Origin of the sequence: Streptomyces sp. NPDC098781 (genome assembly GCF_044759995.1) — a bacterium.
Lineage (GTDB): Bacteria > Actinomycetota > Actinomycetes > Streptomycetales > Streptomycetaceae > Streptomyces.
This window is the reverse complement of record NZ_JBIWAK010000005.1, coordinates 240031-253074: the sequence shown is the minus strand read 5'-3', so window position 1 is coordinate 253074 and position 13044 is coordinate 240031. Positions and strand designations below refer to the sequence as shown.

At 70.7% G+C, this 13044-nt stretch carries 13 protein-coding genes; 8 read left to right on the top strand and 5 right to left on the bottom strand.

Annotated elements, in window-relative coordinates:
• Positions 1–63: 63 nt before the first annotated feature.
• The 3 genes from ACIQWG_RS21950 to ACIQWG_RS21940 all read left to right on the top strand — a co-directional run bounded on the left by ACIQWG_RS21950 (position 64) and on the right by ACIQWG_RS21940 (position 3605).
• Complete coding sequence (locus tag ACIQWG_RS21950) at positions 64–1890, top strand: acyl-CoA dehydrogenase (RefSeq protein ID WP_404098315.1); 1827 nt, start codon at positions 64–66, stop codon at positions 1888–1890.
• A 111-nt stretch (positions 1891–2001) separates the two neighbouring features.
• Positions 2002–3297: a M18 family aminopeptidase gene (locus ACIQWG_RS21945; protein ID WP_404098312.1), complete on the top strand. Its 1296-nt coding sequence runs from the start codon at positions 2002–2004 to the stop codon at positions 3295–3297.
• Between the two features lie 59 nt (positions 3298–3356).
• Positions 3357–3605 (top strand): DUF6458 family protein, encoded by a 249-nt coding sequence (locus ACIQWG_RS21940; protein ID WP_404098310.1) that lies wholly within the window; start codon positions 3357–3359, stop codon positions 3603–3605.
• On the opposite strand, the gene ACIQWG_RS21935 is transcribed toward ACIQWG_RS21940, so the two are convergent.
• The gene (locus ACIQWG_RS21935; protein ID WP_404098307.1) at positions 3593–5455 is read right to left on the bottom strand and encodes an NHL domain-containing thioredoxin family protein; all 1863 of its coding nucleotides are present in this window, start codon (positions 5453–5455) and stop codon (positions 3593–3595) included. The genes ACIQWG_RS21940 and ACIQWG_RS21935 overlap by 13 nt on opposite strands.
• Positions 5456–5531: 76 nt before the next feature.
• Here ACIQWG_RS21935 and ACIQWG_RS21930 point away from each other — a divergent pair, with 76 nt between their 5' ends.
• Entirely contained in the window at positions 5532–6254 is a 723-nt protein-coding gene (locus ACIQWG_RS21930) for a hypothetical protein (protein WP_404098304.1), read from the top strand.
• 42 nt (positions 6255–6296) lie between these two features.
• On the opposite strand, the gene ACIQWG_RS21925 is transcribed toward ACIQWG_RS21930, so the two are convergent.
• Positions 6297–6692 (bottom strand): cupin domain-containing protein, encoded by a 396-nt coding sequence (locus ACIQWG_RS21925; protein WP_404098302.1) that lies wholly within the window; start codon positions 6690–6692, stop codon positions 6297–6299.
• 53 nt (positions 6693–6745) lie between these two features.
• On the opposite strand from ACIQWG_RS21925, the gene ACIQWG_RS21920 reads away from it, so the two are divergent.
• Positions 6746–7729 (top strand): GlxA family transcriptional regulator, encoded by a 984-nt coding sequence (locus ACIQWG_RS21920; RefSeq protein ID WP_404098299.1) that lies wholly within the window; start codon positions 6746–6748, stop codon positions 7727–7729.
• Positions 7726–8223 carry an LURP-one-related/scramblase family protein gene (locus tag ACIQWG_RS21915; protein WP_404098296.1) on the top strand — a complete coding sequence of 166 codons (498 nt, stop codon included), beginning with the start codon at positions 7726–7728 and terminating at the stop codon, positions 8221–8223. Before ACIQWG_RS21920 ends, ACIQWG_RS21915 begins: the two co-directional genes overlap by 4 nt.
• Positions 8224–8245: 22 nt before the next feature.
• Here ACIQWG_RS21915 and ACIQWG_RS21910 read toward each other — a convergent pair whose 3' ends face one another.
• The gene (locus tag ACIQWG_RS21910) at positions 8246–9043 is read right to left on the bottom strand and encodes a carbon-nitrogen family hydrolase (protein WP_404098293.1); all 798 of its coding nucleotides are present in this window, start codon (positions 9041–9043) and stop codon (positions 8246–8248) included.
• A gap of 217 nt (positions 9044–9260) precedes the next feature.
• Between ACIQWG_RS21910 and ACIQWG_RS21905 the strand changes: the two genes are divergently transcribed.
• Positions 9261–10085, top strand: coding sequence for a maleylpyruvate isomerase family mycothiol-dependent enzyme (locus ACIQWG_RS21905; RefSeq protein ID WP_404098290.1), 825 nt, complete (start codon positions 9261–9263; stop codon positions 10083–10085).
• A gap of 98 nt (positions 10086–10183) precedes the next feature.
• Positions 10184–10957 (top strand): SAM-dependent methyltransferase, encoded by a 774-nt coding sequence (locus ACIQWG_RS21900; RefSeq protein WP_404098287.1) that lies wholly within the window; start codon positions 10184–10186, stop codon positions 10955–10957.
• A 1-nt stretch (position 10958) separates the two neighbouring features.
• Here the strand turns inward: ACIQWG_RS21900 and ACIQWG_RS21895 are convergent, their stop codons facing one another.
• Both ACIQWG_RS21895 and ACIQWG_RS21890 read right to left on the bottom strand, forming a co-directional pair.
• Positions 10959–12266 (bottom strand): nitrate/nitrite transporter, encoded by a 1308-nt coding sequence (locus ACIQWG_RS21895; protein ID WP_404098284.1) that lies wholly within the window; start codon positions 12264–12266, stop codon positions 10959–10961.
• Positions 12263–12925, bottom strand: a complete 663-nt coding sequence (locus ACIQWG_RS21890) for a GntR family transcriptional regulator (protein WP_404098281.1) — start codon at positions 12923–12925, stop codon at positions 12263–12265. Before ACIQWG_RS21890 ends, ACIQWG_RS21895 begins: the two co-directional genes overlap by 4 nt.
• Positions 12926–13044 lie beyond the last annotated feature (119 nt).

The following is a 13044-nucleotide window of genomic DNA, read 5'->3' as shown; positions in this document are numbered from 1 at the left end:
GTTGGTACGTGAACGTGCGCGAGGATCCAAGTGCCTCGCCGATCCCGCTACGGAGTCGTGACCATGGGGCACTACAAGTCGAATCTGCGCGACATCGAGTTCAACCTCTTCGAAGTACTCGGACGCGACAAGCTGTACGGCACGGGTCCGTTCGAGGAGATGGACGTCGAGACCGCGAAGAGCATCCTGGAGGAGCTGACCCGCCTCTCCGAGAACGAGCTCGCGGAGTCCTTCACCGACGCCGACCGCAACCCGCCGGTCTTCGACCCCGAGACGAACACCGCGCCCGTCCCGGCGTCCTTCAAGAAGAGCTACAAGGCCTTCATGGACTCCGAGTACTGGCGCCTGGGCCTGCCCGAGGAGATCGGCGGCACGACCGCTCCCCCCTCGCTGATCTGGTCGTACGCGGAGCTGATCCTCGGCTCGAACCCGGCCGTGTGGATGTACTCCTCCGGCCCGGCGTTCGCCGGCATCCTCTTCGACGAGGGCAACGAGGCCCAGAAGAAGATCGCGCAGATAGCGGTCGAGCGGACCTGGGGCTCCACCATGGTCCTCACCGAGCCGGACGCCGGCTCCGACGTGGGCGCCGGCCGCACCAAGGCGGTCCAGCAGGAGGACGGCTCCTGGCACATCGAGGGCGTCAAGCGCTTCATCACCTCCGGTGAGCACGACATGGAGGAGAACATCCTTCACTACGTGCTCGCGCGTCCCGAGGGTGCCGGCCCCGGCACCAAGGGCCTGTCGCTCTTCCTCGTGCCGAAGTACCTGTTCGACTGGGAGACCGGCGAGCTGGGCGAGCGCAACGGCGTCTACGCCACGAACGTCGAGCACAAGATGGGCCTGAAGGCCTCCAACACCTGCGAGATGACCTTCGGCGACCAGCACCCCGCCAAGGGCTGGCTGATCGGCGACAAGCACGACGGCATCCGCCAGATGTTCCGGATCATCGAGTTCGCCCGCATGATGGTCGGCACGAAGGCGATCTCCACGCTGTCGACGGGCTACCTCAACGCCCTCGAGTACGCCAAGGAGCGCGTCCAGGGCCCCGACCTGGCGAACTTCATGGACAAGACCGCGCCCAAGGTCACCATCACCCACCACCCGGACGTGCGCCGCTCGCTGATGACGCAGAAGGCGTACGCGGAGGGCATGCGGGCGCTCGTCCTCTACACCGCCTCGATCCAGGACGCGATCGCCGTCAAGGAGACCACCGGCGAGGACGCCAAGGCCGAGCACGCGCTCAACGACCTGCTCCTGCCGATCGTCAAGGGCTACGGCTCCGAGAAGGGCTACGAGCAGCTCGCCCAGTCCCTCCAGACCTTCGGCGGCTCCGGGTTCCTCCAGGAGTACCCGATCGAGCAGTACATCCGGGACGCCAAGATCGACACCCTCTACGAGGGCACGACCGCGATCCAGGGCCAGGACTACTTCTTCCGGAAGATCGTCCGCAACCAGGGCGCGGCCCTGAACTCCCTCGCCGAGGACATCAAGAAGTTCCTGGCCCTCGCCGAGGGCGGCGAGGAGCTGGCCGGCGCCCGCGAGCACCTCGCGAAGGCCGCCGTCGAGCTGGAGGCGATCGTCGGTCTGATGCTGACCGACCTCGCGGCCACCGAGCAGGACGTCAAGAACATCTACAAGGTGGGCCTGAACACCAGTCGTCTGCTGCTGGCCTCCGGTGACGTCGTCGTCGGCTACCTGCTGCTGAAGGGCGCCGCGGTGGCCGCCGAGAAGATCGAGACGGCCTCCGCCAAGGACAAGGCGTTCTACGCAGGCAAGATCGCGGCGGCGAAGTTCTTCGCGGCCAACGTCCTGCCCGGCGTCACCGGTGCGCGCAAGCTCGCCGAGGGCGTCGACCTGGACCTGATGGAGCTGGACGAAGCGTCCTTCTGACCGGTTCCCCGGTACCCGTTCCAGGCACTCACGGACATTCCACATCGTCCTTACCAGGGCCCGCTCCCCTTCACCGGGAGCGGGCCCTCGTACGTCGTTAAGGTGAACCCCATGAGCGAACCCCCCCGCTTCGACCGCGGCCACACCGACGACCTCATGTCCTTCCTGGCGGCGAGCCCGTCGCCCTACCACGCCGTGGCGAACGCCGCCGAGCGGCTGGAGAAGGCCGGATTCAGGCAGGTCGCGGAGACGGACGCCTGGGACGGGACGAGCGGTGGCAAGTACGTGCTGCGCGGTGGCGCGATCGTGGCCTGGTACGTCCCCGAGGGCGCGGCGCCCCACACGCCGTTCCGGATCGTCGGCGCGCACACCGACTCCCCCAACCTGCGGGTGAAGCCGCGGCCCGACACCGGCGGCCACGGCTGGCGACAGGTGGCCGTCGAGATCTACGGCGGACCGCTGCTCAACTCCTGGCTCGACCGCGATCTCGGCCTCGCGGGCCGGCTGACCCTGCGGGACGGCTCCTCGCGACTGGTGAACGTCGACCGCCCGCTGCTGCGCGTCCCCCAGCTCGCCATCCACCTGGACCGCTCGGTGTCGGCCGAGGGACTCAAGCTCGACAAGCAGCGCCATCTCCAGCCCGTCTGGGGTCTCGGCGACGTGCGCGACGGCGACCTGATCGCCTTCCTGGAGGAGACCGCCGGGCTGGGCTCGGGCGAGGTCACCGGCTGGGACCTGATGGTCCACTCGGTCGAACCGCCGGCCTACCTGGGCCGGGACAAGGAACTGGTCGCCGGTCCGCGCATGGACAACCTGCTCTCCGTGCACGCGGGCACGGCGGCCCTGACCGCGGTGGCCGGCTCCGGCGGCGGGCTGCCGTACATCCCCGTGCTCGCCGCCTTCGACCACGAGGAGAACGGCTCGCAGAGCGACACCGGCGCGGACGGGCCGCTGCTGGGCGGCATCCTGGAGCGCTCGGTGTTCGCGCGCGGCGGTTCGTACGAGGACAAGGCGCGCGCCTTCGCGGGCACCGTCTGCCTCTCCTCCGACACCGGCCACGCCGTCCACCCCAACTACGCCGAGCGCCACGACCCGACGCACCACCCCCGCGTCAACGGCGGGCCGATCCTCAAGGTCAACGTCAACAACCGCTACGCGACCGACGGTTCGGGCCGCGCGGTGTGGGCGGCCGCCTGCGAGAAGGCGGACGTCCCCTTCCAGTCCTTCGTCTCCAACAACTCCATGCCCTGCGGCACCACCATCGGCCCGATCACCGCGGCCCGGCACGGCATCACGACCGTCGACATCGGCGTGGCGATCCTTTCGATGCACAGCGCACGGGAGTTGTGCGGAGTGGACGACCCGTGGCTGCTGGCCAATTCGCTGGTGGCGTTCCTGGAGGGGTAGTTCGCGTCGAGTGGGGTACCCGCCTCCGACCGGAACCACCGGACAGGGAGGCGACACTTATGGGCCTCGGCGGATGCATCATCCTGATCGCCGTGGGAGCCATCCTCACGTTCGCGACCGACTGGGAGATGGAGGGGGTCAACCTTGACCTGGTCGGGATCATTCTGATGATCGTGGGGCTGATCGGCACCACGACGTTCAGCAGCATCGCCCGGCGCAAGCGGGTGGTGGTGCCGCCCTCGACTCCGGTCGTCGGGCAGGAGCCCCACCATCGCCGGGACGGCTACAACGACGGTTACGGCGCCTGAGAGTCCGCCTCACCGTCCATTCCGGCCAGCACCAACGGCAGCCGGTCCGCCCCCGCCCCGGTCAGGCGGACCGGCACCCCCCAGTCCTGCTGGTGCACATGGCAGGCCGGGTACTCGATGTCCGGGTCGTCGTCGCACGAGGCCGCCATCGCCGAGACGTGCAGGACGCCTTCGGGGACGGCCGGGTCGAGCTCCAGGGTGCGGGACAGGTCCGTGTCCGCGCCCTCGCCGGCCAGCAGCAGCCCGGGCGGGGTAGCCGAGACCAGCAGGCGGGTCGCGGGCCCGTACCGGGTGTCCAGCTTCTGGCCCGGCGGGGCCTGGAAGATCACGTCCAGGCGCAGCTTGCCCGGGGCGACTTCGGTGGCGGCACGCCGGGTGCGGTGCGCCACCGACTCGACGCGTACGGCCTCCTCCGGCAGACGCAGCCGCGTGAGCCGGTGCCGGGCCGACTCCACGACCACGATGTCGTCCCCGTCCAGCACCGCGTCCGACGGCTCCCGCAGATCCGTCGCCAGGGTGGTGACCTCGCCGGTCGCCGGGTCGTAGCGGCGCAGGGCGTGGTTGTAGGTGTCGCTGACGGCGACCGAGCCGTCGGGGAGAGCCGTCACACCCAACGGGTGCTGGAGCAGGGCCTGTTCGGCGGCGCCGTCGCGGTGGCCGAAGTCGAACAGGCCGGTGCCGACCGCGGTGTGGACGGTCCCGTCGAGGTCGATCCAGCGCAGGGCGCTCGTCTCGGAGTCGGCGAGCCAGAGGCGTTCGGGCGTCGCGGACAGGCCCGAGGGCTGCGCGAACCAGGCATCGGCGGCAGGACCGTCGACGAGACCCTCGTTGGTCGTGCCCGCGGCCACCGCGACCGTGTCCGACGCCGGGTCGTACGTCCACAGTTGGTGGACGCCGGCCATGGCGATCCACACCCGGCCGGCGAAGACCGCCACGTCCCACGGGGACGACAGGTCCACCTCGCGCGCGGGGCCCGAGGTGGGCGAGCCCTGCCACCACTGCCGGCCCGTGCCCGCGAGGGTGCTGACCTCGCCGGTGCCGAGGTCGAGGCGGCGCAGGGCGTGGTTGACCGTGTCGGCGACGAGTACCGAGGTGTCGTCGAGGAGGGCGAGGCCCTGCGGCTCATTGAAGGCCGCCGACTCCGCCGTACCGTCGGTGAACGCGCGCGTGCCGGAGCCGATCCGCCGTACGACCGTCTCCCCGTCGCGCTCCAGCTCCACCAGCTGATGCCGGGTGGTGTCACTGACCAGGAGGTTCCCCGACGGCAGCAGCAGCGCTTTGCCCGGGAAGCGCAGCGAGGTCGGCTCCGGCTCCGGCGCGACATACGGGCCGTCCCCGCGCCGCAGCGTCCCCTTCGCCTCGTGCTCGGCCTCCAGCTCGGTCACCAGGCGCTCGATGGCGTGCACATGGCCCTCACCGGCGTGCTGCGCGACCACGTACCCCTCCGGGTCGATCACCACGAGCGTCGGCCAGGCCCGCACCGCGTACTGCTTCCAGGTCGCGAGCTCCGGGTCGTCCAGCACGGCATGCTCGACGCCGTACCGCTCCACGGCGTCCAGAACCGCCCCGTGATCGGCCTCGTGCACGAACTTCGGCGAGTGCACCCCGACGACGACCACCGTGTCGCGGTGCTGGTGCTCCAGCTCCCTGAGCTCGTCGAGGACGTGCAGGCAGTTGATGCAGCAGAAGGTCCAGAAATCCAGGATCAGGATGCGACCCCGGAAGTCGGCGAGCTTCAGGTCCGCGCCGCCGGTGTTGATCCATCCGCCCTTGCCGACCAGCTCGGGAGCACGGACACGGGCGCGGCGGCGCGCGGGCGCTGGGGTGGGCACCGGATCAGCGTCGTTCATGCTTCAAGCTTGCCATCCTGGTAGGAACGTCGGATCACACGCGTGCGGCAGTGCCTACGGCACAGGGGGACGGGGGATGGCTGTGGACGGGAACGGGACGGCGGCCGACGGAACGGCGGCAGCGGGATTCATGGCGTTGCCGGGACGTACCGAGCAGCGGCGCGAGGCGTTCGCCGGGTGCCTGGCGGACGTCGTGCGCGCCCTCTCGCTCGATGTCGCGCCCGCATCGGAGTCCGACGATCGGCGGGCCTGGGTGTCAAAGGTCCGCACGGCAGTGAGGAACGCCTGCCGACAGGGCCTGACGGTTTCCGGGGAGTCGTTCGCCGCGCTGGTCGCAGCGGCCGTCCACGACCCCGACCCGAGCTTCAACCGCGTGTTCCTCGAGCCCGCGCTGAACGCCTTCGGGCGCAGACGCGTCCAGGTCGTGCTGCTCGGGTACCTGCGAACGGGCACGGACCTTGAGCGGGCGGGCGCCGCGCGGGCCTGGTACTGGTCGGCCCTGCCCCTGCGGATGCCCCTCGTACGGGCGGAGAACGGCGCGGAGAACGGCGGATCCACTGGTCAGCCGGAGACCGAGGACGGCTCGGACCTGAGGGCCGAGTGGCGGGAGGCCGCGCTGCGCGAGTTCGTGCGCAACGAGCACCTGGACGTCCGGCGCTGCATCCTGCCGGGACTGTCGCTCCGGAAGTCTGTCCATCCGCCGGAGCTGCACGACCTGGTGGACACGGCCGTCGCGCTGGCCCGGTCCCATCCGGACGAGTACATCCGCCACCGGGTGGAGCACCAGGTCGGCGACTGACGGGGCGAAACGCGGCCCGGCCCACCCGCCCGTCGGGGTCGCTCAGCGTGGAGTCAGGGTGTGTCCCGTCGTGGCGTCCACATGGTCCGGTACCTCGTCGTGGCGGTCGCCGACGGTCAGGGTGCCGGTGGGTTCGAGGAGGAGGATGGCGGCGGGGGACGGGGCGTACGGCTTGTGTTCGACGCCTCGGGGGACCGTGAACACCGAGCCCTTCGGGAGGACGACCGTGCGCTCGCCGGCCGACTCCCGCAGGGCGATGTGCAGTTCGCCGTCCAGGACCAGGAAGAACTCGTCGGTGTGGTCGTGGACGTGCCAGACGTGCTCGCCGTCGACCTTGGCCACGCGGACGTCGTAGTCGTTGACGGTGGTGACGATGCGCGGGCTCCACTGCTCGGTGAAGGAGGCGAGGGCCCGGTCGAGGGAGATGGGTTCTGTCATGTCCGTCATCGTGCGGGGTTCCCCGGCCGGTGCAGAAGTGCTAGGAATCGCATATGCCGCAAGGATCCTCGCACCGGGTCGTGCTGATCGTGGACGAGAACTCGAACCCCTTCGAGATGAGCTGTGCGATCGAGGTCTTCGGGCTGTCGCGGCCGGAGCTGGGCCGGGAGCTGTACGACTTCACGCTGTGCGCCGCCGGGTCCGAGACCCGGATGCGGGACGGCTTCTTCACGCTCACCGGGGTCGCGGAGCTGGACGCGGCGGACGAGGCGGACACGCTCATCGTGCCGAACCGGCCGGACACCGGAACCCCGCGCTCGCCCCACGTGCTGGACGCCGTACGACGGGCACACGCGCGTGGCGCCCGGCTGATCGGCTTCTGCTCGGGGGCGTTCACCATGGCGGAGGCCGGGCTGCTGGACGGGCGTCGGGCGGCCTGCCACTGGATGTGGGCCGAGTCCTTCCGGGCCCGCTTCCCACGCGTCCTGCTGGAGCCGGACGTCCTGTTCGTCGACGACGGCGACATCCTCACCGCGTCCGGCAGCGCCTCGGCGCTCGACCTGGGGCTGCACGTCGTACGACGCGACCACGGCGCAGAGATCGCCAATCACGTCTCCCGGCGGCTCGTCTTCGCCGCGCACCGCGACGGCGGGCAGAAGCAGTTCGTGGAACGGCCGCTCCCGGACGTGCCGGACGAGTCACTGGCCCCGCTGCTGGCCTGGGCGCAGGCACGGCTGCGGGAGCCGCTGACGGTGGCCGGCCTCGCGGCCCGCGCGGCGGTGTCGCCGGCCACGCTGCACCGGCGTTTCCGGGCGCAGCTCGGGACGACGCCGCTGGCCTGGCTGACGGGGGAGCGGGTGGCGCTCGCGTGCCGGCTGATCGAGCGCGGGGAGGAACGGCTGGACGTGGTGGCGGCGAGGAGCGGACTGGGCACGGCGGCGAACCTCCGCGCGCGCGTGCGGCGCGAGACCGGGCTCAGCCCGTCGGCCTACAGACGGCGTTTCGGACCGGGCGGCGGGGAACCCCTCGTGTCATGAGATTCCTCGTACGCGACCGGCTCCTCGGCTTCGGTGACGACTACTGGATCGAGGACGACCGGGGCAGCAAGGTCTACCTCGTCGACGGCAAGGCGATGCGGCTGCGGGACACCTTCGAGCTGAAGGACACCCAGGGGCACGTCCTCGTCGACATCCACCAGAAGATGTTCGCCCTGCGGGACACGATGGTGATCGAGCGGGGCGGGGAGCCGCTGGCGACCATCCGCCGCAAACGGCTGTCCCTGCTGCGCAACCACTACCGGGTGTCCCTGGCCGACGGCAGCACGGAACTCGACGTCAGCGGCAAGATCCTGGACCGGGAGTTCGCCATCGAGTACGACGGCGAACTGCTGGCCGTCGTCTCCCGGCGGTGGCTGCATGTGCGGGAGACGTACGGGGTCGACGTCGTACGGGACGACGCGGACCCGGCGCTGCTGATCGCGGTGACGGTGTGTGTGATCCACCTGGCGGAGAAGGAGCGCGGGGACGACTGACCCCGCCCGCCTGTGACGGCCCTCAGCGACGCGGCGGCGCCAGCCCGAGCATCCGGTCCTTCAGCGCCGGGAACTGGTCCCGCGTCACCGCGACCTTGCCCGGGTCGAACTCCACCGTGAGGACCTCCTCCCCCGCGCCGGACCGCGCCAGCACCTCGCCCCAGGGATCGACCACGATCGAGTGACCCGCCTGCGGAACTCCGGCGTGTGTCCCGGCCGTTCCACAGGCGAGCACGAACGCCTGGTTCTCCACCGCCCGCGCCTGAGCCAGCAGCGTCCAGTGCGCCCGGCGGCGCTCCGGCCAGCCCGCCGGGACGACCAGGGTCTCGGCGCCGGCGTCGACGAGACCGCGGAAGAGTTCGGGGAAGCGGAGGTCGTAGCAGGTGGCCACGCCCAGGACGGTCTCGGGCAGACGGACCGTCACCAGTTCCTCGCCCGCGCTCATCAGCACGGCCTCGCCCTTGTCGAAGCCGAACCGATGGATCTTGCGATAGGCGGCGACCAGATCACCGGAGGGGGAGAAGATCAGAGAGGTGTTGTAGAGCGGCCCCTCGGGGTCACGCTCGGGGATCGAGCCCGCGTGCAGCCACACACCCGCGTCGCTCGCGGCCTTGGCCATCGCCTCGTGGGTCGGCCCCTCCAGCGGCTCGGCCTCGTCGGAGAAGGCCTCGTAGGCGAAGGCTCCGGTGGTCCACAGCTCGGGAAGCACCACGAGGTCGGCCGACCCGGCCTGCTGCCGTACGAGCGAGGCTACGCGCACCCGACGCGATTCGACCGATTCGCCCTCGTTGACGTCGATCTGGAGCAGAGAGGCGCGCACACTACCACCGTCCTGGCATTCGAGTCGTCCACACGGGCCTACGATCGTCACACGAAAGCACTGCCGGGGTGCCGCACAGCAGCGTAACTTGGGGGTCCCCCCGGTTCGAGCGAAGCCGAGAACTGGGGGAGTTTCAAGACACCCGCCGCCTCCCACTGGCACCGCCGACACAACTTGCCCGCGTACCGACGTACCAACCGCCGAGGGGTCCCGTTCCGTGAGTCTGCATCCCACCCTCCAGCCCTACGCCGACGCCTGGACCCACTCGATCGAAGCGATATCCGAGCTGGTGACGCCGCTCGTGGAGGGCGAGTGGAACCGGCGGACGCCCTGCCCCGGCTGGTCGGTGCGCGATGTGATCTCCCACGTCATCGGCATGGACTGCGAGATGCTGGGCGACCCGCGCCCCATCCACACGCTCCCGCGTGACCTCTTCCACGTCACCAACGACCACCAGCGGTACATGGAGATGCAGGTCGACGTCCGCCGCCATCACACGGCGCCCGAGATGACGTCCGAGCTGGAGTACACGATCATCCGCCGCAACCGCCAGCTGCGGAACGACTCCCGCGACCCCGGCACGAAGGTGCGCGGCCCGCTCGGCGCGGAGATCACCCTCGAAGAGTCCATGCGGGGCCACGCCTTCGACGTCTGGGCGCACGAACAGGACCTGCGCACCGCCCTCGCCCGGCCGGGCAACCTCGACTCCCCCGGCGCGCACATCGCCCGTGACTTCCTGCTGGCCCAGCTGCCCGAGGTCGTCGCCACCAAGGCCGGGGCGCCGCGCAGCTCGGCGGTCGTCTTCGACGTGCACGGCCCGATCGAGTTCCTGCGCACGATCCGCGTCGACATCCAGGGCCGCGGCACCCTGGAAACGGCTCCCGCCCTCGGCCCCGCCGCCACCCTCACCCTCGACTGGGAGACGTTCTTCCGTCTGGCCTGTGGCCGTGTCACCGCGGAGGCGGTGGCGGACCGGCTGAAGACGGAGGGCGACCCGGACCTGACGACGGCGATCCTGCGCAACTTCACTGTGACGCACTAGGACCTCGGCGCACCGACGGTCATCGGTCATTGGTCATCGGTGGGCGGCGGGGCGAAAACCGCTGTCGTCCGCTGCCCGTCCACGGCTACCGTCCCGCCGTGACCGATACCGAAGCCACGACCACCCGTCCCCCGCGGCTGACCCGACTGACCTTCCACGGTCCGTTGTCCGAGGCGCGGGCCCACGGACTCGTCCAGCGACTCACCCGCACACCTCCCACGACCGTCCTCGACATCGGCTGCGGCTGGGGCGAGTTGATGCTCCGGGTTTTGGAGGCAGCGCCGAAGGCCACGGGCATCGGCCTGGACCTCGCCGCCGAGGATCTCGCGCGCGGTCGGCGCAACGCCGAGGACAGAGGGCTGGCGCAGCGGGTGGAGTTCATCGAGGAGTCCGCCACCGGCACCGCTCACGGACCGGCCGACCTGGTCCTGTGCGTCGGGGCGAGCCAGGCCCTGAGCGCCGTCGAGCCGCCGGCTCACCTCACCGAAGGGCTCCGCGCACTGCGCCGTCTGGTCACCGACGACGGCCGGGTCCTGCTCGGCGAGGGCTTCTGGCAGCGCACCCCGACCGCCGCCGAACTGCGGGGGATGTGGCCGGGGGCGGAGGCGAGCGACCACCACGAACTCGCCGCTCTGCTCGACGTCGTGGTCGACGCCGGTTTCCGCCCCGAGTGGACGGAGACGGCCGGCCTCGACGAGTGGGAGGAGTTCGAGTCGGCGTACCAGGCGGACGCCGAGGTGTGGCTGGCCCGGCACCCCGGTCACCCGCTCGCGGAGGAGACCCGGGAGCGCCTCGACCGGCATCGCCGCCAGTGGATGACCTACCGCGGGGTGCTCGGACTCGCCTACCTCACGCTGGTCCCGGTCCGCTGACTCAGGCGGGAACGTGCACCGTCTCCACCCTGCTGGCGACCAGCCGTTCCCGCTCCCGCAGCGCCGCCCGCTTGCGCAGCCGCAGGATCTGGCTGATGCCCAGCGCCTGGAGGACGAACACCACCGAGAAGGCGACGGAGTAGTCGCCGCCCGTCGCGTCCAGCAGCACACCGACGGCGAACAGTGTCGTCATGGAGGCCACGAAACCACCCATGTTCGTGATCCCGGACGCCGTCCCCTGACGCTCCGGAGGATTCGCGGGCCGGGCGAAGTCGAATCCCAGCATCGAGGCCGGTCCGCACGCCCCGAGCACCGCGCACAGCGTGACCAGCAGCCACATCGGCGCCGTGTCCCCGGGCCAGAGCAGTGTCGTCGCCCACAGGGTCGCCGTCGCCGCGACGGTCCCGAGCGCCAGCGGCAGACGGGCCTCGTGGTGCCGGGCGACGATCTGGCCGTAGACCAGGCCCACCACCATGTTCGACAGGACGACGAGGGTGAGCAGTTCACCGGCCGTCGCCCGGGACAGCCCCTGCGCCTCGACCAGGAACGGCAGCCCCCACAGCAGCAGGAACACCATCGCCGGGAACTGAGTCGTGAAGTGCACCCACAGCCCCATCCGTGTGCCCGGCTCCCGCCAGGACGCGGCGATCTGGCGCCGCACGTAGGCCGCCCCCTGGTGCGACAGCGGCGCCGGTTCGTGGCCTTCGGGGTGGTCCTTCAGGAACAACAGCAGCAGGACCAGTACGACGGCTCCCGCGCCCGCGCTGCCCGCGAACGCCGCCGTCCAGCCCACCCCGTGCAGCAGCCGTGCCAGCACCAGCGTGGAGACGAGGTTGCCCGCCATGCCCACGAGGCCGGCGAGCTGGGCTATCAGCGGACCGCGCCGGGCCGGGAACCAGCGGGTGCCGAGCCGCAGCACGCTGATGAACGTCATCGCGTCGCCGCAGCCCAGCAGGGCGCGCGAGGCGAGGGCCGTGCCGTACGACGGCGAGAAGGCGAAGCCGAGTTGGCCCAGGGTGAACAGCACCGTGCCCATGGCCAGCACCTTCTTGGTGCCGAGCCGGTCGACCAGCAGGCCGACGGGTATCTGCATGCCCGCGTACACGAGCAGTTGGAGGATGGAGAACGTCGACAGCGCCGAGGCGTTCACGTCGAAGCGGTCCGCGGCGTCGAGGCCGGCGACCCCCAGCGAGGTACGGAAGATGACGGCGACGAAGTAGACCGAGACGCCTATGCCCCAGACGGCGACGGCGCGGCGGCCGCCCGGAGGATCGCCGGGCAGCGCGGTGGGCAGGGCGGAGGGCTTCATCGCTCCTCACCCCGCGCGAGGTGCGAGAACCAGTCGATGTGCCGGTGGACCAGCCCGACCGCCGCCTCGGGGTCCCCGGAGCGCAGGGCGTCGAGGATCTCCTCGTGCTCGACCAGGGTCTTGGCGATCCGGTCGGGGTGGGAGTGCAGGACCGCTACGCCCATGCGGAGTTGACGGTCGCGCAGTTGGTCGTACAGCCGGGACAGGATCTCGTTGCCGCCGCTGCGGACGATCTCCGCGTGGAAGCAGCGGTCGGTGACGGCGGCTTCGGCGAGGTCGCCGGCGGCGGCCTGTTGCTTCTGCCGGGCGAGCAGTTCCTCCAGGCGCGCGATGAGTCCGGGGGGCGCGGGAACGGCCTTGCGCGCCGCGTGCTCCTCGACGAGGATCCGCGTCTCCACGACATCCTTGATCTCCTGAGCGGAGACCGGCAGGACCAGGGCGCCCTTCTTCGGGTAGAGCTTGATCAGCCCCTCGACCTCCAGGCGCAGCAGCGCCTCCCGCACCGGGGTGCGCGAGACTCCTACGGCCTCCGCCAGCTCACCCTCGGTCAGAAGCGTCCCGCCCTCGTAACGGCGGTCCAGGACGCCCTGTTTGACGTGGGTGTAGACACGGTCGGCGGCCGGCGGCTGCTTGAGGGGTGCGGGCGGGGCGGAAGGCATGTCCACAGCATAGATACAACACGTACGCATGACGGCGTCCGTCCAGTATGCGGACGCCATGGAAACCCTCAGGCAAAGAAGCAATATTCACTCCGCCTGTTGCACAACCTTGTGTGCTA

Excerpts from the sequence above, each read along its gene's own strand:
- ACIQWG_RS21950 (WP_404098315.1), top strand. The coding sequence starts at position 64 with ATGGGGCACTACAAGTCGAATCTGCGCGACATCGAGTTCAACCTCTTC.
- ACIQWG_RS21945 (WP_404098312.1), top strand. The coding sequence starts at position 2,002 with ATGAGCGAACCCCCCCGCTTCGACCGCGGCCACACCGACGACCTCATG.
- ACIQWG_RS21940 (WP_404098310.1), top strand. The coding sequence starts at position 3,357 with ATGGGCCTCGGCGGATGCATCATCCTGATCGCCGTGGGAGCCATCCTC.
- ACIQWG_RS21935 (WP_404098307.1), bottom strand. The coding sequence starts at position 5,455 with ATGAACGACGCTGATCCGGTGCCCACCCCAGCGCCCGCGCGCCGCCGC.
- ACIQWG_RS21930 (WP_404098304.1), top strand. The coding sequence starts at position 5,532 with ATGGCTGTGGACGGGAACGGGACGGCGGCCGACGGAACGGCGGCAGCG.
- ACIQWG_RS21925 (WP_404098302.1), bottom strand. The coding sequence starts at position 6,692 with ATGACAGAACCCATCTCCCTCGACCGGGCCCTCGCCTCCTTCACCGAG.
- ACIQWG_RS21920 (WP_404098299.1), top strand. The coding sequence starts at position 6,746 with ATGCCGCAAGGATCCTCGCACCGGGTCGTGCTGATCGTGGACGAGAAC.
- ACIQWG_RS21915 (WP_404098296.1), top strand. The coding sequence starts at position 7,726 with ATGAGATTCCTCGTACGCGACCGGCTCCTCGGCTTCGGTGACGACTAC.
- ACIQWG_RS21895 (WP_404098284.1), bottom strand. The coding sequence starts at position 12,266 with ATGAAGCCCTCCGCCCTGCCCACCGCGCTGCCCGGCGATCCTCCGGGC.
- ACIQWG_RS21890 (WP_404098281.1), bottom strand. The coding sequence starts at position 12,925 with ATGCCTTCCGCCCCGCCCGCACCCCTCAAGCAGCCGCCGGCCGCCGAC.